The 18,286-nt window shown below is 58.5% G+C and carries 17 protein-coding genes; 13 read left to right on the top strand and 4 right to left on the bottom strand.

Annotated elements, in window-relative coordinates:
• Position 1: 1 nt before the first annotated feature.
• The 3 genes from IBT46_RS27165 to IBT46_RS00690 all read left to right on the top strand — a co-directional run bounded on the left by IBT46_RS27165 (position 2) and on the right by IBT46_RS00690 (position 2,816).
• Positions 2 to 1,510 carry a J domain-containing protein gene (locus IBT46_RS27165; RefSeq protein WP_234479890.1) on the top strand — a complete coding sequence of 503 codons (1,509 nt, stop codon included), beginning with the start codon at positions 2 to 4 and terminating at the stop codon, positions 1,508 to 1,510.
• Positions 1,510 to 2,217, top strand: coding sequence for an alpha/beta fold hydrolase (locus IBT46_RS00685; protein ID WP_200543112.1), 708 nt, complete (start codon positions 1,510 to 1,512; stop codon positions 2,215 to 2,217). The genes IBT46_RS27165 and IBT46_RS00685 overlap by 1 nt, the downstream gene beginning before the upstream one ends.
• Before the next feature lie 134 nt (positions 2,218 to 2,351).
• Positions 2,352 to 2,816, top strand: coding sequence for a DUF3828 domain-containing protein (locus tag IBT46_RS00690; RefSeq protein ID WP_200543113.1), 465 nt, complete (start codon positions 2,352 to 2,354; stop codon positions 2,814 to 2,816).
• A gap of 2 nt (positions 2,817 to 2,818) precedes the next feature.
• On the opposite strand, the gene IBT46_RS00695 is transcribed toward IBT46_RS00690, so the two are convergent.
• Positions 2,819 to 3,754, bottom strand: coding sequence for a VirK/YbjX family protein (locus IBT46_RS00695; protein WP_200543114.1), 936 nt, complete (start codon positions 3,752 to 3,754; stop codon positions 2,819 to 2,821).
• 182 nt (positions 3,755 to 3,936) lie between these two features.
• Here IBT46_RS00695 and IBT46_RS00700 point away from each other — a divergent pair, with 182 nt between their 5' ends.
• Both IBT46_RS00700 and IBT46_RS00705 read left to right on the top strand, forming a co-directional pair.
• Entirely contained in the window at positions 3,937 to 4,767 is an 831-nt protein-coding gene (locus IBT46_RS00700) for an AraC family transcriptional regulator (protein WP_200543115.1), read from the top strand.
• A gap of 78 nt (positions 4,768 to 4,845) precedes the next feature.
• A complete protein-coding gene (locus tag IBT46_RS00705; RefSeq protein ID WP_200543116.1) occupies positions 4,846 to 5,805 on the top strand; it encodes a DMT family transporter in 960 nt (319 codons plus the stop codon).
• Between the two features lie 115 nt (positions 5,806 to 5,920).
• Here IBT46_RS00705 and IBT46_RS00710 read toward each other — a convergent pair whose 3' ends face one another.
• Together IBT46_RS00710 and IBT46_RS00715 are read right to left on the bottom strand one after the other, a co-directional pair.
• Complete coding sequence (locus IBT46_RS00710; RefSeq protein WP_200543117.1) at positions 5,921 to 6,316, bottom strand: transposase; 396 nt, start codon at positions 6,314 to 6,316, stop codon at positions 5,921 to 5,923.
• Positions 6,317 to 6,592: 276 nt separating this feature from the next.
• Positions 6,593 to 6,874 (bottom strand): YjcB family protein, encoded by a 282-nt coding sequence (locus IBT46_RS00715; protein WP_123331848.1) that lies wholly within the window; start codon positions 6,872 to 6,874, stop codon positions 6,593 to 6,595.
• Positions 6,875 to 7,644: 770 nt separating this feature from the next.
• Here IBT46_RS00715 and pgaA point away from each other — a divergent pair.
• From pgaA to IBT46_RS00740, 5 genes are read left to right on the top strand one after another with little or no spacing between them, the layout of a single operon-like run.
• A complete protein-coding gene (gene pgaA / locus IBT46_RS00720) occupies positions 7,645 to 10,098 on the top strand; it encodes a poly-beta-1,6 N-acetyl-D-glucosamine export porin PgaA (RefSeq protein ID WP_370569357.1) in 2,454 nt (817 codons plus the stop codon).
• Between the two features lie 22 nt (positions 10,099 to 10,120).
• A complete protein-coding gene (pgaB, locus tag IBT46_RS00725; RefSeq protein WP_234479905.1) occupies positions 10,121 to 12,118 on the top strand; it encodes a poly-beta-1,6-N-acetyl-D-glucosamine N-deacetylase PgaB in 1,998 nt (665 codons plus the stop codon).
• Positions 12,115 to 13,443 carry a poly-beta-1,6-N-acetyl-D-glucosamine synthase gene (gene pgaC, locus IBT46_RS00730; protein ID WP_200543119.1) on the top strand — a complete coding sequence of 443 codons (1,329 nt, stop codon included), beginning with the start codon at positions 12,115 to 12,117 and terminating at the stop codon, positions 13,441 to 13,443. Before pgaB ends, pgaC begins: the two co-directional genes overlap by 4 nt.
• 5 nt (positions 13,444 to 13,448) lie before the next feature.
• Positions 13,449 to 13,871 carry a poly-beta-1,6-N-acetyl-D-glucosamine biosynthesis protein PgaD gene (pgaD, locus tag IBT46_RS00735; protein ID WP_200543120.1) on the top strand — a complete coding sequence of 141 codons (423 nt, stop codon included), beginning with the start codon at positions 13,449 to 13,451 and terminating at the stop codon, positions 13,869 to 13,871.
• A 26-nt stretch (positions 13,872 to 13,897) separates the two neighbouring features.
• On the top strand, positions 13,898 to 14,761 hold the full coding sequence (locus IBT46_RS00740) for a diguanylate cyclase (RefSeq protein ID WP_200543121.1): 864 nt from the start codon (positions 13,898 to 13,900) through the stop codon (positions 14,759 to 14,761).
• 10 nt (positions 14,762 to 14,771) lie between these two features.
• On the opposite strand, the gene soxS is transcribed toward IBT46_RS00740, so the two are convergent.
• Complete coding sequence (gene soxS, locus IBT46_RS00745) at positions 14,772 to 15,194, bottom strand: superoxide response transcriptional regulator SoxS (protein ID WP_200543122.1); 423 nt, start codon at positions 15,192 to 15,194, stop codon at positions 14,772 to 14,774.
• A 145-nt stretch (positions 15,195 to 15,339) separates the two neighbouring features.
• On the opposite strand from soxS, the gene soxR reads away from it, so the two are divergent.
• The 3 genes from soxR to IBT46_RS00760 all read left to right on the top strand — a co-directional run bounded on the left by soxR (position 15,340) and on the right by IBT46_RS00760 (position 18,204).
• Positions 15,340 to 15,807, top strand: coding sequence for a redox-sensitive transcriptional activator SoxR (gene soxR / locus IBT46_RS00750; protein ID WP_105592207.1), 468 nt, complete (start codon positions 15,340 to 15,342; stop codon positions 15,805 to 15,807).
• A 41-nt stretch (positions 15,808 to 15,848) separates the two neighbouring features.
• Positions 15,849 to 16,511 (top strand): glutathione S-transferase family protein, encoded by a 663-nt coding sequence (locus tag IBT46_RS00755; protein WP_200543123.1) that lies wholly within the window; start codon positions 15,849 to 15,851, stop codon positions 16,509 to 16,511.
• Between the two features lie 343 nt (positions 16,512 to 16,854).
• Positions 16,855 to 18,204 (top strand): NCS2 family permease, encoded by a 1,350-nt coding sequence (locus tag IBT46_RS00760; protein WP_200543124.1) that lies wholly within the window; start codon positions 16,855 to 16,857, stop codon positions 18,202 to 18,204.
• The last annotated feature ends 82 nt before the right edge of the window (positions 18,205 to 18,286 follow it).

Genomic DNA, 18,286 nt, shown 5'->3' on the forward strand with positions numbered 1-18,286 from the left:
CATGAACGAATGGAGCGTACTGGGGATCGATCCGACCCGCGACGAGAGTGAGATCCGCCGCGCCTATGTGAAGCAGCTGAAGCAGCACCGCCCGGATCGCGATCCTGAAGGCTATCAGCGGCTGCGCGAGGCATGGGAGCAGGCGAAGCAGTATGCCGCCAGCGCGCCGGACGAACTGGCCGGTTTTGGCTTCCAGGTTCAGCCCGGGGAAACCGGCTTAACGCGGGTGCCTGATGACGATGGTGTGGCGTTCAGCGGAAACGGCGACGGTGTTCGGCGTGATGGCGCTGCAATCTCCGACGAGGATGCGTGCGCGCATGCCGCCGATTGCCTTCTGTTGCCGGAAGACATTGAGAATTCGCCCAATCGCACAGGCATGACGCCGGATAACGCAGAAGATATCACTCTGCCGCCGCCCGCCTACAGCATAAAAGAAATCAACCGGCTGGCGGATCGGCTGCTGGCATCAGAGCAGGGCATGGCGCAGCTGGAGGAAACCTGGCTGCGGGTCGCGGCTAACGGCTCGCTGTTGCAGCAGCAGCAGTTCAACCAGCAGCTGGCACAGGCGCTGGTTGACCGGCCGGGACTGACCGAAGCGCTGTTGATGCGCCTGTCGGAAACGCTCGGCTGGGGGCTGGACGGCTACGATGATACCCGGCTGCTGTCGGGCCGCCTGGTGTGGCAGCTTAACCGCGCTGCACGCCGCACGGCAATGGGGGCAAGCTGGCAGGCGCTGCTGCATTCCGCCGGGGATTCCTGGCGCAAAAAACGGATGGTGGCGTTAATCGCCGGCAGCGACGAGAAAATGCCGCTGTGGGCAAGACTGATCCCCAATTTTCTCGCCGATATGAGCAGGCAGGTGGATGAACTGTGCACCCGCTATCCCGAGCTGACCGACCGCATCAATCCGATGGTGTTGCAGTACAGCCAGGAAAAGTGCTTTCAGGAACGGTTCTTTCAGGAAAAGCACGTTGCCCTGAGCTGGGCTGGCGTGTATCTGCTGCTGTTCTGGGGCGTGGTCATTAACCGCAGCGCGGTTGAGGCACATCCCACCTGGCCGGTGCTGACGCTGAGCGGTGTACTGATCCTGTTCTATCTCTACGGCCACGATCTGGTTTTCCAAACGCTGCGGCGCTGGCAGATCGCGTTGGGCGTCTGGCTACTGATTGAAGGCATACTCTCGGCCCTGGTGGTTGCCCTCTTTTTGGTGCTGATGCATTTTGGCCTGCCGAAGCTGCTGGGGAACCGGGCAGAGCTGGCGGGCCTGCTTGAAATCATGCTGGCGCTGATTGTGCTCAGCGGGGTGTGGCGCATCCGCGAGCGCGGCGTGCCCGTTATCTGCCTGCCGGGTCATCTGGTCAACTGGCTGCTGGCCGCGCCGTGGAACGCACCGCGAGCAATACCGTCACGCCTGCTGGGGGCGATTACCGGGCTGATCGTCTATTTTGGCAGCTGCGCCGTTATGTATGAGTTTTTCAAGCTGGCCAATAATGTTCTGGAGCACTACTGATGACCGCACTGGTATTACTGCCCGGACTGATGTGCGATGCCGGGCTCTGGCAGGGGTTGTTGCCGCAGCTGGAGGCGATGGGCCCGCTGACCTTTGGCGATTTGTCGCAGGGAAAATCGGTTGAGGAGATGGCCGCCAGGGTGCTGGAGTACTGCCCGCCGGAATTCGTGCTGGTGGGGTTTTCGATGGGTGGTTTTGTCGCCCGCGAGATTGCTCGCCAGGTGCCGCATCGCGTGCGGGGGCTGGTGCTGATTGCCACCTCCAGTGCAGCAGACAGCGTGATGCAGTCGCAGTTTAAAGCGACGGTCGCCGGGAAGCTTGAGCAGGACAGCGGCCCGTTCCGCGGGCTGAGCCACCGGGCGATTAAGCTGTCGCTGGGCCAGCAGCACGAAGACGATCCGCAGCTGGTGCAGCAGATCCTCGATATGAGCCTGCGGCTGGGGCGGGAAACCTGGATTCGTCAGCTGCTGATGGCACGCAACAGCGACAGCCATCTGCTGGCCGACATTCGCTGCCCGACGCTGGTGGTGGCCGCCTCCGACGATCGCATGCGCAGCCAGGCGGAGTCGCGGGCGCTGTGTGAGGCGATCCCTGATGCGGAATTCCGGCTGGTGGAGGATTCCGGCCATATGCTGCCGCTGGAACAGCCGCAGCGGCTGGCGGCGATCCTGACCGAATGGATGAATCGATGCGTCACTCGCCGATAAACAGTTACCAAAAAAAGCCGGGAACACCGCCGGGAACACTGGATTAGCCGCGTAAATTCAATACAATCACAGGCGGCATGGAGTGCCTGGGCTGATTGAGGAAAACAAGTCGTGGTTAATCCGGGATGGTTGGAATGAAAAAGTGGTTATTGATGCTGATTGCCCCGATATTCGCCTTTCAGGCGATGGCGGCAGAGCATAATGCCGATCCGCACAGCACCAGCGTGGCCTTCTACAGCTGGTATCTGACGGCGCTGAGCAAAGAAGAAAGCCCGATCGATGAGCACGATCCGCTGCTGAGTGAGTATGTTACCCAGCGGCTGCTGCAAAAAATCAATCTGCTGATTAAAAGCCCGGAAGGCATGGATGATGATTACTTTCTGCAGGATCAGGACTACAGCGACGGCTGGGTGAATAACGTCAGCGTCAGCGATTTCACGCTGAACGGCAACCGCGCCTTTGGCGACGTGACGCTCGGGCGCGATCCGACCGACCAACAGCATCTGCTGGTCACGCTGGTGCATGAACGCGACCGCTGGAAGATAGACGACGTACAGCTGGAACCGGCCGCCGGTACCGCGCAGCCGCCAGCCGGTTAATCTTATCGGGTAAAGCGGCTCAGCTGCTGATGCAGCTGGTCAAGCAGCGCATAGCGGCGGCGGTACTCGGCGCGCTTTTTACTGGCGATCTCCTCCAGCGGTTTTTGCGCCAGGCTGAGCGGCAGCTGGTATAAATGACGCGATGCTACCGTCGCGTTAACCGACTGCCAGAACTCATCATAGCAGGCGTGAAACAGCGCCCTTTTTTTCAGGCGATAGCGCAGGCTATAGAACACATGGCCGCCATCGCGCACCGCATAAATCTGCTGAATGCCCATCGTTACGGCGAGCTGCATCAGCGCTTCCAGCAGGACTCTTTTGGGGAACAGCCCGTGGCACGCTTTGGTGGCGTGGCGAATAAATTCATGCGGCGTATCGCGGTGAGCGCCCTGCAGGCCGCCGACGATCAGCTGCGGTTTGCCATTGCGCTCGGTCACGGCAAACGTCAGCACCCCCAGCAGAGTGCCGTCGCAGTGGAGGAGTAAATTCACTTCCCCTTCGCGCTCGCAGCGACCGTTGCATATCATGGTGATTGCCATGGCCTCACCGTCTTTCCCGCTGAAGCGGGCGAGTGCGAAATCTGTCGCGCTAAGCATCGCCTGGCGCAGCTCTTCACACTCTAACTGCGAGACGAAGCGGTAATGATCGTGCAGCGCCGCCACGCGCTGGCTGACCGACAGCCCAAGATACAGGTAAGGGCGGTGGATTTTTCCCGGCAGCGTGGGCTGCTGCGGCAAAATCTGCTGCATCGGCGCAAAGGCGGCGATATGGCGCATGTGCTGCAAGCTGCTGACGGGAGTGAGCATGGATCGCAGCAGAAACTTGGCGCGCCACGAGGGCGAAAGCCACAACTTTTCCGGCGCCAGCTGGCCGCCAATTAATGCTGAAAATAACGCAAGGCCGTTGTTCGAACGTGGAGTAAGAAGAATTTCCGACATAGCAGATTATCCTTTTCCGCTGGTTAAAATCGTATTTGAGCAGGTGTCAGATAAATAGAGTCACAATGAGCGCGAGGGCTTTTACTGCACAGGTGAGCCGTTTAACCGGGGTTTAATCAGCACTTTTCGACGCGACCTGAACGTCGTAAACTGATGGTCGATTTTTCAGCGAGGAGGCGACAGTGGAAGGTGTACCGGAACAGTTTTGCTACGAGCAGGACCGCGCCAGCTTCCGCCATCTGCCCGGCGTGCAGGGCGTAGAGCTGTATCGTGCGCACATCACGCACTATGCCTTTGAGCCACACACCCACGAAGCGTTTGGCATCGGAACGATCGACATCGGTGCCGAGCGGTTTCGCTATCGCGGTGAACAGCACCTGGCCCCGGTCGACTCGCTGGTGTTAATGAATCCGGACGAGCTGCATACCGGCGAATCCGCCAGCGAAGGCGGCTGGCAGTATCGTATGATCTACCTTGAGCCGCAGCGGCTGGCCGAGCTGACCGGTGAATCGGGCTGGTGGTTTGACCGCGCGGTGCGCCATCACCCGCAGCACGCGCGCGAAGTTTCGCAGATCCTCTCCCGGCTGTGGCAGACGGACGATGCTCTGGCGATTGATGGGCTGTTGCTGTCGCTCTGTGACGTACTGCGCCCCCACGCCCGTAACGTTTGCCCCTCAGAGACTTCGGCCCGCCACCGCTTCGATCGGGTACGCGACTATCTGCGCGATAATCTGGCGGAACGTATCACGCTCGGCGATCTCTCCGCGCTGATGTCGCTCAGCCCTTATCATTTCCAGCGTCAGTTCAAGGCGCAGTATCACGTCACCCCGCATCAGATGCTGATGGCTTTTCGTCTCTATCACGCCCGTCAGCTGCTGATTGATGGCATGCCCTCAGCCGAGGTTGCCGCCGCCGTCGGGCTGACCGACCAGGCACATCTGACCCGCAGTTTTGCCGCCCGTTATGGCATCACCCCCGCCCGCTATCAGAAGCAGGTCCGCCAGAGCGGTTAGCGCAATTTGCTACAATCCCCGCCGTGCCATCCCCCGTCATAATACGGTATTGCTGTTGTGTGCTATCTGGAGTGAACGATGTTAGCGGGAATTTTATTTGCCCTCGGAGCGGGGCTGATGTGGGGATTGATCTTTGTCGGGCCGCTGCTGGTTCCGGACTATCCGGGAACCCTGCAGTCCATGGGCCGCTATCTGGCCTTCGGGCTGATTGCGCTGCCGCTGGCCTGGCAGGATCGTCAGCGCCTGCGCGGTCTGACGGGGGATGACTGGCGGGAAGCGTTTAAGCTGACGCTGGTGGGGAATCTGCTTTACTACGCCTTTCTGGCGACGGCTATCCAGCGTACCGGCGCGCCGGTTTCCACGATGATTATCGGCACGCTGCCGGTGGTGATTGCGGTCTGCGCCAACCTGTTTTACGGCGGCGATGATGGCCGGCTCAGCTGGCGGAGCCTGGCTCCTGCACTGCTGCTGATCGTCTGCGGGCTGGCCTGCGTTAACGTGGCTGAGATGAGCGGGGCCGGGCAGCAGTTCGACCCGTGGCGCTATTTCAGCGGTATCGCGCTGGCGCTGGCTGCGGTTATCTGCTGGACGTGGTATCCGCTGCGCAACTCGCGCTGGCTGCGGCAGCATCCGACGCTGCGCCCCGGTACCTGGGCAACCGCGCAGGGGCTGGCAACGCTGCCGCTGGCGCTGCTGGGCTATCTGCTGGTGATGGGGCAGCTGCATCTGACGCAGCCTGAGTTTAGTCTGCCGTTTGGCCCGCAGCCGGGGGTATTTATCGCGCTTATGCTGGCTATCGGGCTGCTGTGCTCGTGGCTGGGGACGCTGTGCTGGAATGAAGCCAGCCAGCGCCTGCCTGCGGTGCTGCTCGGGCCGTTAATCGTATTTGAAACGCTGGCCGGGCTGGCCTACACCTTTGCCCTGCGCCAGGCGTGGCCACCTTTGCTGACGTTTTGCGGCATTATCTGCCTGATTAGCGGGGTGGTGGTGGCGATGCGGATTAAGCCTCAGCCACGGATTGTGCCGCTGAACGAATAATCATCAGACAGTATGCTGCGTTAACTTTAGCGAAAACATTAGCACCGACCGCATATTACTTGCCCGGTCGGTGGCTAATGTTAAAGAGTGATAAATAATTTCTGCTGTCAGCAGACTACTGACTGTCACAGCTGCAAGGGTAGTGATAAACGCTGCGGCTGATATTCAGCAGGCGGCAGCTGCGGCGGGTTCCCACGTTGTGGGTATCCTGCAGAAAGGTGACCGCTTTACGCTTATCGCCGGTGGTGAAGAATTTCTTCACAATACTCTGAAGCAGTTCTTTATCGGAGGAAATCAGCTGCAGTTCGCGCGACAGGCTGTGCAGTGACTCTTCTAATTCTTTGATTTTTCTTCCATGTTCTGAATTTAATCCGGCGTACTTCTTTTTCCAACTGTAGAAGGTCGCTTCAGAAATACCGAGGTTTTCACAAATTTGTTTAACTTTAATACCTTCTTCTGAATCTTTAATTGCTCTGCTGATTTGTTCTGCCGTATATCGTGACTTTCTCATAAATGCTATTACCTTTCTTAACTATAATATGGCGATAATAACTGGAGTTAATTCGTGCTGAGGTAGTTCGGCTATTTTATATCAGTATTTCACGATATGCGATTAGGAAAATTCCTGTGGATTTAAAAATAAACTCTGATTCGGATTATTGCGGTGAGGGTTATTTTAGAGCAGAGGTAATTCCACGCAGTTTTAACAAAGTAGCAAAGAAGAGGAAGTGAAGGGGGAAATGAAAACAATACAGCCCGATGAAGGTGGCTTCATCGGGCCGGGAAATCAGGGCATCGGCCAGTCCGGCGGCGTCTGGCTCATGACGTTGATAAACACGTCTTTAGTGATATGCCAGAAGTTGTATAAATTCTCCATGCTCAGGGTCATCCCCAGCAGGCCGGTCACAAACCAGCACGACATGCCAATGCCGATGCCGGTGAAGACGAACGCCATGGCGTTGCGGCTGGCTTTACGGCACTGCACGTTAAACGTGCTGGCGATAAACATCATTACTGCACTCAGCAGTTCCCATCTCATCAGCATAACGCTGGCAGTAATCGTACCCATGTTTAACTCCACGATGATCGGTCCTGACAGACTGGAAGCGGCATCACCGAAAGCGGAACAAGAGCTGCCAGGTAGGCTCTTTCCGGACTGACATCAAAGGTCAAGGAAGTGTGACGACGGTCACATTATATCATCGGTTTTTAAAAGTTGAACGAAATTTACGCACGATATGACAGTTTTTTGCCTCGTGGAAAGCACCCTATCGTTATGCGGTATGCCGGGTTTTTCTTAATCAAAAGGAATGAAATTTATCACGGTGATTAAATTTGCCCATCGAAAAAGGCTTTTTCACTTTGCATAAAAGCAGTGAATCAACTAAGAGCGTGCGGTGAAAATCAGATCCATTTATTACTGGAGTTTTGTGGCTGTCATTTCCACGATTAAATATTCATGACAACAATGATTAATCACTCTGATATGAATTTATTTTTTCATTTTTTGAACAAGCGTCTTTTTCTAAATTGCAGAAAGTGGCGGGATTAGTCTTATTTCAACTGGTATGGTGAGTTTGGTAATTTATTGAAAATAAATAATTTATTGTTTTAAAATTTCAGAAAATAATCCTGGATTACAAAGGTTTAAGAGGAATCTTAAGTCTGAAAAGTTGTACAAGACCCCAATGCTATGTAGGATTTTAATCACCAATGATACGTCTCCCCATTTTCCCGAAACCCGAATTCGGGTGGGGATTCCTTCACCCTAAAAAATTAAATAAATAATAAACCCAACAATACACCTGTACGGATAAGTAAAATAATAAAGGAGTTGCCGTGTTATTTTGTTGCTTTTCCAGGTTGAAATGCCGCCCACACCAGCGGAAAAAAACGGTCGCGTTATTACTCACTTTCAGCGCCCTGCCATCGCTGGCGGCGGCGCAGAATTATGACGCCCTGATCGTTGCCGCTCGCGAGGGGAACAATGCTCCTGCTCTGCAATTCTTCGACGGTGAAGCCGCACGACGAACGCTGAGTGCGGGTGAAATAGCCGACTGGTTGCAGATTGCCAACTGGGCCGGGAACGATCGTCAGGTCGTAGCTATATGGCAGCGCTACACTACGCGGGTAACGCTGCCGGTGCGTGGCCTGCAGGCGGTGGCCGGTTCGCTGCGCAATCTGCACCAGTGGCAGCCGTCGCTGACGCTCTGGCAGCGGGCGCTGGCCCGCGAGCCGGGCAACGACGATCTGCACAGCGGGTATCTGATGACCCTGGCCGATGCCGGCCGCAGTGCGCAAGCCCTGCCGCTGGCGCAGCAGCGTGTCGCACAGGCTGCTAACGCGCGTCGCTGGCTCGACCTCTCCTACGTGCAGTTTGCCGCCGGGAAAAAAGAGGATGCGCTACAGTCCGCCAGCCAGGCGGAATTGCGCTTCGCGGGCGATCGGCAGATTGAACAAAACTACCTGAATGTGCTCTCCCTCAATCGGGTCAGCGGCCCGGCGCTGCTTCAGGTTGCGCACGCAAGCCCCGATGCGGCGCAGCTGCGCAGATTGCAGCGCGATGCCGCGGCGGAAAAAGTACGTATTGCCTTTGCGCCCAGCCGCTCAGAAGCGGAGCGCTTTACCGTCGCCGATCGGGCGCTGGCCGACTATCAGCCGCTGCTGGCGGCCTGGCAGCACGACCCTGCCGCTCATTCTGACTATCAGCAGGCGCGCATCGACAGATTGGGTGCGCTGGTGGCCCGCAGCCGGATGCAGGAAGCGGTGGATGAGTACCAGCGGCTGACGGCGGAAGGTACGGTGATCCCGACCTACGCCCGCCGCTGGGTGGCGGCCGCCTTCCTCTGGCTGCGCCAGCCGGATCGCGCGGTGGCACTCTATCAGTCGCTGTCGCCGGAAACCTCATCCAGTCCGCTCAGCCGCACCGAACAGAGCGATCTGTTCTATGCGCTGGCCGAAGATGAGCAGCCCGAAGCCGCACGCCGGCAGAGCGATCGGTTTGTTGCCTCCAGCCCGTATCTGCTCAATATTTTCGGTTCACCGGAACGGGTGCCTAACGACGACTGGCTGGATGCACAGCAGCTGCAGGTTCAGTCGGCACTGCTGCATGACGATCTGCCAGCGGCACAGCAGCAGGCCGAACATCTGGCGCGCACCGCGCCGGGAAATCAGGGATTACAGATCGACGTAGCCAGCCTGTGGCTGACCCGCGGCTGGCCGCGCCGGGCTGAAGCCGAGTTGAAGCGCGTGGAAAGCATGGAGCCGCGCAGTCTGGGGCTGGAAACGCAGCAGGGGCTGACCGCGCTGGAGCTTCAGGAGTGGCGGCAGGCCGACCTGCTGGCGGATGACGTGATCGAGCGCCAGCCGGAAAGCCGCAGCACGCAGCGGCTCGATCGTCTGCGCGATGTGCATCGCTACGCCGAGCTGCGCGTGCAGGGTGAACACGGCATCAACTCCGACAGCCCGGTTAGCGGCGCTAACGATCTCTCCCTCGACGCGCTGCTCTACAGTCCGCCCATCGAAGAGAACTGGCGGGTCTTCACCGGCCTGTCGTTTGCCGACAGCGAATTCAGCGAAGGAAGGGGGATTAACCGCAGCGTGCGCGGGGGCGTGGAGTATCGCGTGCGCGACAACTGGGCGGAGGCGGAGCTGAACGGCCAGCGCTACGGCAGCGGGCAGAAAATCGGTGCGCGGCTGTCGGGCTGGCACGATTTTAGCGATAGCTGGCGCATCGGCGGCAGCGCGGAGCGGCTGATGCGTGAAGCGCCGCTACAGGCACTGCGCAACGGCATCACCGTCAACGGCGGTAATCTCTGGGCGCGCTGGCGGCAGAGCGAACGCCGCGAATGGCAGGCTTCCGTCGCGCCCTCCTGGTTTTCGGACGGTAACAACCGCGTTGAGTGGTCGGTTGACGGCTCGGAGCGGCTGACCTCGGGCGCGCGCTATACCCTCGACTTCACGCCGAATATCAGCGGCAGCCACAACAGCAAAACGGATACGCCGTACTACAGCCCGTCGCGGGATCTGGCGGTGGTGCCTGCGTTGAGCCTCGATCACCTGATGTATCGCCACTATCAGACCGAATGGAGTCAGCAGGTTGAGCTGGGTGCCGGTGCCTACTGGCAGCAGGGGCAGGGCAGCGGCGCGGTGACCACGGTCAGCTACGGCCAGCGGGTTCGCTGGAACGACGTGCTGGATACCGGCGTCAAGCTGACGTGGGATAAACGCCCGTATGACGGCGTCCGCGAGAAAAACCTTTCTGTTTCATTTGATATGAACTACCGATTCTGAGGATCAGACGATGCGTTTGTTCATGCTTCTTCTATTGTTGCCCGTTGCGCTGCTGCTAAACGGATGCAGTCAGGCCGAGCGCCCGCGCTTTCTCTCTCCCGCTGACCGACCGCTGTCAGCCGCGGAAAAGCCGTGGCCGAAAAATCACTTTATTGTCCTCGCCTATCACGACGTGGAGGATGAGTCCGCCGATCAGCGCTACCTGTCGGTGCGCAGCAGCGCGCTAAACGACCAGTTCGCCTGGCTGCGGGAAAACGGCTACCACCCGGTGTCGGTGGACGAGATCCTCACCGCCAAAGCCGGTGGCAAGCCGCTGCCGGAAAAAGCGGTACTGCTCAGCTTCGACGATGGCTACAGCAGTTTTTATCGCCGCGTCTGGCCGCTGTTGCAGGCGTACCGCTGGCACGCGGTGCTGGCCCCGGTGGGCAGCTGGATCGATACTCCCGCCGGGCAGCCGGTGAACTTTGGCGGGCTGATGACGCCGCGCGATCGCTTCACCACCTGGCAGCAAATCGCCGAGATGTCGCGCTCCGGGCTGGTTGAAATCGGCGCACATACTTATGCCCAGCATGAAGGCGAGGTGTCCAACCCGCAGGGCAACAGCGAGCCGTATGCGGTGAACCGCCGCTACGACACCAAACAGCAGCGTTATGAAACCGGTGCCGAGTATCGCCAGCGGGTGAACGCCGACGTGGCTAAAATCACCCAGCGCATTACCGATGCCACCGGCAAAGCGCCGCGCGTCTGGGTCTGGCCTTACGGTGCCGCCGGCGGTGAAGCGCTGAGCATCGTGCGCCAGCACGGCTACCAGATGGCGATGACGCTGGATGACGGGCTGGCTTCCGTTGATGCGCTGGACAACGTGCCGCGCCTGCTGATTGCTAACAACCCCAGCCTGGAAAGCTTTGCCCAGCGGGTGGTGGAGGTGCAGGAAACCAGCGACATGCGGGTGATGCATGTCGACCTCGACTACGTCTACGATGCCGATCCTAAGCAGCAGGCGCGTAATTTAGACAAGCTGATCCAGCGCGTGGCCGACTCTGGGGCGAACACCGTCTTCTTACAGGCGTTCGCCGATCCTGACGGTGACGGGCTGGTGCATGAGCTCTATTTCCCCAACCGCTGGCTGTCGGTACGCGAGGATCTGTTTAACCGCGTGGCGTGGCAGATCGCCACCCGCACCAGCGCTGAGGTGTATGCCTGGATGCCGGTGCTGGCCTTCGATCTGGATAAATCGCTGCCGCGCGTGGAGAAAATCGATCTGAAAACCGGGCAGACCCGGGTGGACCGGCAGCAGTATCAGCGCCTGTCGCCGTACAGCGCAGTGGCCCGCGATCGTATTCGCGAGATCTACCAGGATCTCGCCAGTCACGCGGTGTTCAGCGGGATCATCTACCACGATGACGCAGTGCTCGCCGATGATGAAGATGCCAGCCTGGATGCTATGCGCGCCTATCAGGCCGCCGGATTCCCGGCATCGATCGCCGATATTCGTCGCGATCCTGCCACCTTCCAGCGCTGGACGCGCTTCAAGAGCCGCACGCTGATCGACTTCACCCGCCAGCTGACCGCTGACGTGCGGGCTATTCGCGGGCCGCAGGTGAAAACCGCGCGCAATATCTTTGCCCTGCCGATCCTGGAACCGCAGAGCGAAGCGTGGTTTGCGCAGAATCTTGACGACTTCCTGCAGGCCTATGATTGGGTTGCGCCGATGGCGATGCCGCTGATGGAAAAAGTGCCGATGCCGGAAAGCAACGCCTGGCTGGACAAGCTGGTGACCGAAGTGGGTCGCCGCCCCGGCGCGCTGAAGAAGACCGTCTTTGAGCTGCAGTCCCGCGACTGGCGGCAGCCGGAACAGCACGGCGCTATCCCGGCGGCACAGCTGGCGAGCTGGATGAAACAGCTGCAAACCAGCGGTGCGCAGAGCTTTGGCTACTATCCGGATGATTTCCTTAACGACAGCCCCGCGCTGAACGACATCCGTCCCGTGTTTTCATCAACCTGGTATCCGCTGCCATGATCGATCGTATTCTTGCCTTTCTGATGCTCTGCCTGGTGCTGAGCATACCGTTCGGTATTACGGTGATTTATACCGGTGAAGTGATGCTGAACTTTGTCTTCTTCTGGCCGCTGTTTATGTCCGGTATCTGGATGACCGGCGGGCTCTATTTCTGGTTTTATCGCGAACGCCACTGGAAGTGGGGGAAAGACGTCGCGGCCCCCGAGCTGGAGGGGAATCCGCTGATTTCGATTATTGTTCCCTGCTACAACGAAGAGGCTAACGCCGAGGAGACGCTGCTGGCGGCGCTGGGCCAGCGCTACAGCAATATCGAAGTGATCGCCGTTAACGACGGTTCCAAAGACAACACCGCCGCCGTGCTGGATGCGATGGCTGTCAGCCACCCCAAACTGCGGGTGATCCACCTGGCGGCTAATCAGGGGAAAGCGATTGCGCTACAGACCGGAGCCGCCGCCGCGCGCAGCGACTTCCTGGTGTGCATTGATGGCGACGCGCTGCTGGACAGGGACGCCGCTGCATGGCTGGTGGCACCGCTGCTGAATAATCCGCGCGTGGGGGCGGTGACCGGTAATCCGCGTATCCGCACCCGCTCGACGCTGATTGGTCGAATTCAGGTGGGTGAGTTCTCCTCGATTATCGGCCTGATCAAGCGCACACAGCGGGTTTACGGCCAGGTGTTTACCGTTTCCGGCGTGGTCGCCGCGTTCCGCCGCCGCGCGCTGGCGGAAATCGGCTACTGGAGCCCGGACATGATCACCGAAGATATTGATATCAGCTGGAAGTTACAGCTGCGTCACTGGTCGGTGTTTTTTGAACCGCGCGCGCTGTGCTGGATACTGATGCCGGAAACGCTGAAAGGCCTGTGGCGCCAGCGGCTGCGCTGGGCGCAGGGCGGAGCCGAGGTGTTCCTGAAAAATCTGCGTCATATCTGGTCCTGGGAGTATCGCCGGATGTGGACGCTGTTCTTTGAATTCAGCCTGTCAACCATCTGGGCCTTCACCTATGCGGTAAGCGTCATTCTGTTCCTGCTGGGGCTGGTGATGCCGATCCCCGACAGTATCCGGGTTTACGACCTGTTCCCGCCGCAGTTTACCGGCATGGTGCTGGCGGTGACCTGTTTGCTGCAGTTTAGCGTCAGCCTGCTGATTGAACGCCGCTACGAGCCGCGTCTGGCCGGTTCTCTGTTCTGGGTCATCTGGTATCCGCTGGTCTACTGGATGCTGAGTCTGTTCACCACGCTGGTGGCGTTCCCTAAAGTGATGCTGCGCTCCAGAAAGCAGCGCGCCCGCTGGGAAAGCCCCGATCGCGGCATCGAAAAAGGATAATAACTATGGCGAATCCGTTGATTTTCACCCCGCGCGGCTGGGTGCCGCGCGCTATCGATTTTGTGCTGACGTTGTTTGGCTGGGGCGGATTTATCTGGCTGTTTACCACCGGGCTGCTCAAAGTCCTGCAAACCATGCCCTTCAGTGGCCCGCGTCCGCTGGTTTCCGGGCTGAGTACGCTGACGCTGTATATTGGCATCGGGCTGTTTAATGCACTGCTGCTGATCGGCTGGGCCAAGTATAACCAGCTGCGTTTTCGCATTGAGCGCCGTCGGCGCAGGCCAGGACTGGAGCAGGTAGAGGTGGCACGCAGTTTTGACATCAGCCAGCAGGATGTCAGCCTGCTGAGCGGCAGCGATATGCTACGGGTGTATCACGATAGCGACGGGCGTATTACGCAGGTCGAAGCGCTGCGGGAGCCGGCCTGAGGGCCGCTTTCAGGGAGGGACGCAATGTGACTATCGATCGTGATGGCAGCTCAGCTGCCGCCGCACCGTCGCGCACGCTGCCGACGCTGCGGAAATCATTCCACCGCATCCACCTCATTATTGCTGTGGTTTCGCTGCTGGCGGGGCTGATTTCTCTGCTGGCGATGGCGCTGGAGAAACCCCATCAGGGCGGGCAGCTGCCCTTCTATCTGTGGCCGCTGCTGCTGCTGCTCAGCGTGGCGCTGTTGGTCAGCGGGCTGATTGCCAGCTTCCTCACCCGGCGGCTCAATGCGGAGCTGGAGCGCTGGCATCATCACCTGACGCGGGAGAATGACACGCTTGCCCATCAGGCGCTGCACGACACGCTAACCGGTTTACCCAACCGCGCGGTGTTCACCTATCAGCTGGAGAAACGCTGGTTGGATCTTCGGGAGCGTCAGCGCATCGCCGTACTGTTTATCGACGGCAACCGCTTCAAAGAGGTCAACGATCGGTTCGGCCATGCGGCGGGCGACAGGGTGCTGAGGGTTGTCGCTCAGCGGCTACGGGCCCGGCTGCGTAAAGACGATCTGGTGGCGAGGCTCGGCGGCGACGAGTTTGCCATTTTGCTGACGTCAATCGATCGCGAAGAGCAGGCGGCGCAGGTAGCGCGGGATATCACCGCCGAGATGCGGCAGCCTGTAAAACTGGGTGACGGTACGCTATTACCTCAGACGCTGAGTATTGGTGTTGCCTTAGGCAAGCATCATCAGAGTACTGAGGTGCTGCTTGCCCAGGCGGACAGCGCGATGTATCAGATTAAACAGCGGGGTGGTGGCTGGTTCTTGTCCCCGTCGTTCTGGGAGCTGACCCCCGGGGTGCCACCGGAGGGAGAGGCGGCACCGTGCTGACCCGGGCGGGTCAGTTGCAGACGGTGCTGGCTTTACTGCTGCTGCGCGCGAAGCCGCTGATCGCAAAGTCGCTACAGTCGAAATTCCAGCTGCCGCGCTGGAGTGCCTGACGACGCATAGTGTGGCGATAGGCGGTCGGCGTTTGCGAGAACTGACGGCGGAACACGCGGGAAAAAGTCTGCTGTGAGTCGTAGCCATACTGCATGGCGATATCAAACACCGGGCGCTGGGTTTTCCGCAGCTCTTCTGCCGCCAGCGTCAGGCGGCGCTCGCGAATATAGCCCCCCAGCGTTTGCTTGGTTACGGTGCGGAACATGCGCTGTAGATGCCATTTCGAATAGCCCGATTTGGCCGCCACTTCATCAATCGACAGCGTTTTATCAAGATTGCTTTCGATCCAGTCGGTAAGGGTGCGGATGATGTCATCATGCATACATTTTTCTCCCTGGTTCTGCGTCAAATCTGGCCGTCATAACAACTGACGTATCAGAAACGGATGGGCACGATGGAACACGCATCTCGCCCTTTCAATGGAGGCTGAGTATAATTCCTCAAGTTAACTTGAGGTAAAGAGCTAAATGAAAAAAAGCGGCAACTCCCCCAACAAGCGTGAACTGACCCCCGGCGACGTGGCGCAGCGCTGCGGTGTCGCAGTTTCTGCGCTGCATTTCTATGAAAGCAAAGGATTAATCAGCAGCCATCGCAACGCAGGGAATCAGCGCCGTTACACGCGAGACGTGCTGCGCCGGGTAGCGATTATCAAAATTGCCCAGCGCATCGGCATTCCGCTGGCGACAATCGGCGACAATTTAATGCAGTTTCCGCCGGGAAAACGCATGTCGCCGAGAGAGTGGGCAGTGCTGTCGAAGCAGTGGCGCGACGAGCTGGATAGCCGTATCGAAATGCTCACCCACCTGCGGGACGATCTGGATGGCTGCATCGGCTGCGGTTGCCTCTCCATGGAAGACTGCCCGCTGCGTAACCCGAATGACCGACTGAGCGAGCAGGGGACCGGTGCGATCCTGCTGGATGTGAAAAGCAGCTGAGCCAAACCTATACTTCAGGTTTGGCGTTGACAGGAGCGAGCATGATCACCGTACATCATCTGAACAACTCCCGTTCGCAGCGCGTACTGTGGCTGCTGGAAGAGCTGGACGTGCCTTATCAGATCAAGCGCTATCAGCGAGAGCCGAGCATGCTGGCCCCCGAAGCGCTGAAAAAAATCCATCCGCTGGGGAAATCACCGGTTATCACCGACGGCAACCGGGTGATTGCCGAGTCCGGCGCGATTCTGGAGTACCTTGAGTCGCGCTATGACGACGAAGAAAGGCTGACTTTAATAGAAGAAGAGGAGCAGCTGCAATCGCGCTACTGGCTGCACTACGCCGAAGGATCGCTGATGCCGCTGCTGGTGATGAAACTGATATTCAGTCGGATGGGCCAGGCGCCGGTGCCCTGGCTGCTCAGGCCGGTTGGCAGCGCGTTTGGCAAAGGGGTGCAGAAAGCGTATCTGGACAAGCAGCTGGCCACCCATCGTCAGTTCATCGAGCAGCACCTGGCGCAGCATGCGTGGTTTGCCGGCAGCCGCTTCAGCATTGCCGACGTGCAGATGAGCTTTCCACTGCTGGCGCTGACCGCGCGCGGTGGTCGTGCAGACAGCCCGGCGATTCAAAACTGGCTGGATAAAATTCAGCATCGCGGTGCCTGGCAGCGTGCGTTGCAAAAGGGCGGTGAAATCACTCTCTCCTGACGGATTTTTCGCGCTTTCTCAGCTGTTCATAAGAAAGCGCTATTTTTGCCGTACCGCGTATCTCTATAAAGTTTCTTTTAAGCCGGGATTCACGTTGAATCACCGAGTTGCCGATTATGGAATAAATAAAGATAACCGTGAACAGGTGTTGAAAACAGACCGTTAAACGCTGGATAATCGTTTGCCTTTTAATTAAGCATCTAAATTACGCGGTTATAAACACGAAAAAAGGAAACCTTATTCTTTTTCTCGTGAATATTGCATCGAAGACGCAAACGTTTACGTCCATTTGCTTCAACGGTGCCACGCAGCAATAGTTCATAAGAAATTTCAGGGGATTACTATGTCGACTCCTTCTAAACCGGCCGGTGGTACGTTAGACACCTGGTTCAAAATATCCGCGCGCGGTAGCAGCGTGCGTACCGAAGTTCTGGCCGGTCTGACCACGTTTCTGGCCATGGTGTATTCGGTCATTGTGGTGCCGGGCATGCTGGGCAAAGCCGGTTTCTCACCGACGGCGGTATTTGTTGCCACCTGTCTGGTTGCCGGATTTGGCTCATTGTTGATGGGACTGTGGGCGAATTTGCCAATGGCTATCGGCTGCGCCATCTCCCTGACTGCCTTCACCGCCTTTAGTCTGGTGCTGGGTCAGCAGATTAGCGTGCCGGTTGCGCTGGGCGCGGTGTTCCTGATGGGTATCCTGTTTACCGTGATCTCCGCAACCGGGATTCGCGCCTGGATACTGCGCAATTTACCGATGGGCGTGGCGCACGGTACTGGCGTAGGTATCGGTCTGTTCCTGCTGCTGATTGCCGCCGACGGCGTTGGCCTGGTCGTAAAAAACCCGGCTCCGGGCCTGCCGGTAGCGCTGGGTCACTTCGTCTCCTTCCCGGTAATTATGTCGCTGCTGGGGTTGGCGGTGATTTTTGGTCTGGAAAAACGCCGCGTCCCCGGTGGCATCCTGTTAACCATTATCGGAATTTCAGTGATTGGGCTGATCTTTGATCCTTCAGTGAAATACCAGGGCCTGTTTGCCATGCCGAGCCTGAGCGATGCGCAGGGCAACTCGCTGGTGTTCAGCCTGGACATTCTCGGCGCGTTGCAGCCTGCGGTGCTGCCAAGCGTGCTGGCGCTGGTGATGACGGCGGTGTTTGATGCCACCGGTACCATTCGCGCCGTTGCCGGTCAGGCGAATCTGCTGGATAAAAACAATCAGATTATCGACGGCGGTAAAGCGCTGACCAGCGACTCGGTGAGCAGCATCTTCTCCGGTCTGGTGGGCGCAGCGCCTGCGGCGGTGTATATCGAGTCTGCGGCCGGTACGGCGGCGGGCGGTAAAACCGGCCTGACGGCGGTGGTGGTTGGCGTGCTGTTCCTGCTGATCCTGTTCCTGTCGCCGCTGGCGTATCTGGTTCCGGGCTATGCGACGGCACCGGCGCTGATGTACGTTGGCCTGCTGATGCTGAGCAACGTGTCGAAAATCGACTTCGATGATTTCGTTGATGCGATGTCCGGCCTGCTGGCCGCGGTATTTATCGTGCTGACCTGCAACATTGTGACCGGCATTATGATCGGTTTCGGTTCGCTGGTGATTGGCCGCATTGTGGCCGGTGAATGGCGCAAGCTGAATATCGGCACCGTGGTTATCGCGGTAATATTGGTTGCCTTCTACGCGGGCGGCTGGGCGATTTAATCCTGTTCCGGGGCCGAAATCTTCGGCCCCACCTTCAGATGTCACTGAATTTTCCCCTCGACGCACATCCTGTTTTTCATCA

The organism is Erwinia sp. S38 (genome assembly GCF_016624545.1).
Lineage (GTDB): Bacteria > Pseudomonadota > Gammaproteobacteria > Enterobacterales > Enterobacteriaceae > Erwinia > Erwinia coffeiphila.

Bases quoted from the DNA above. Each gene is read 5' to 3' on its own strand.
- IBT46_RS27165 (WP_234479890.1), top strand. From the start codon at position 2: ATGAACGAATGGAGCGTACTGGGGATCGATCCGACCCGCGACGAGAGT.
- IBT46_RS00685 (WP_200543112.1), top strand. From the start codon at position 1,510: ATGACCGCACTGGTATTACTGCCCGGACTGATGTGCGATGCCGGGCTC.
- IBT46_RS00690 (WP_200543113.1), top strand. From the start codon at position 2,352: ATGAAAAAGTGGTTATTGATGCTGATTGCCCCGATATTCGCCTTTCAG.
- IBT46_RS00695 (WP_200543114.1), bottom strand. From the start codon at position 3,754: ATGTCGGAAATTCTTCTTACTCCACGTTCGAACAACGGCCTTGCGTTA.
- IBT46_RS00705 (WP_200543116.1), top strand. From the start codon at position 4,846: ATGTTAGCGGGAATTTTATTTGCCCTCGGAGCGGGGCTGATGTGGGGA.
- IBT46_RS00710 (WP_200543117.1), bottom strand. From the start codon at position 6,316: ATGAGAAAGTCACGATATACGGCAGAACAAATCAGCAGAGCAATTAAA.
- IBT46_RS00715 (WP_123331848.1), bottom strand. From the start codon at position 6,874: ATGGGTACGATTACTGCCAGCGTTATGCTGATGAGATGGGAACTGCTG.
- pgaB (WP_234479905.1), top strand. From the start codon at position 10,121: ATGCTTCTTCTATTGTTGCCCGTTGCGCTGCTGCTAAACGGATGCAGT.
- pgaC (WP_200543119.1), top strand. From the start codon at position 12,115: ATGATCGATCGTATTCTTGCCTTTCTGATGCTCTGCCTGGTGCTGAGC.
- pgaD (WP_200543120.1), top strand. From the start codon at position 13,449: ATGGCGAATCCGTTGATTTTCACCCCGCGCGGCTGGGTGCCGCGCGCT.
- soxS (WP_200543122.1), bottom strand. From the start codon at position 15,194: ATGCATGATGACATCATCCGCACCCTTACCGACTGGATCGAAAGCAAT.
- soxR (WP_105592207.1), top strand. From the start codon at position 15,340: ATGAAAAAAAGCGGCAACTCCCCCAACAAGCGTGAACTGACCCCCGGC.
- IBT46_RS00755 (WP_200543123.1), top strand. From the start codon at position 15,849: ATGATCACCGTACATCATCTGAACAACTCCCGTTCGCAGCGCGTACTG.
- IBT46_RS00760 (WP_200543124.1), top strand. From the start codon at position 16,855: ATGTCGACTCCTTCTAAACCGGCCGGTGGTACGTTAGACACCTGGTTC.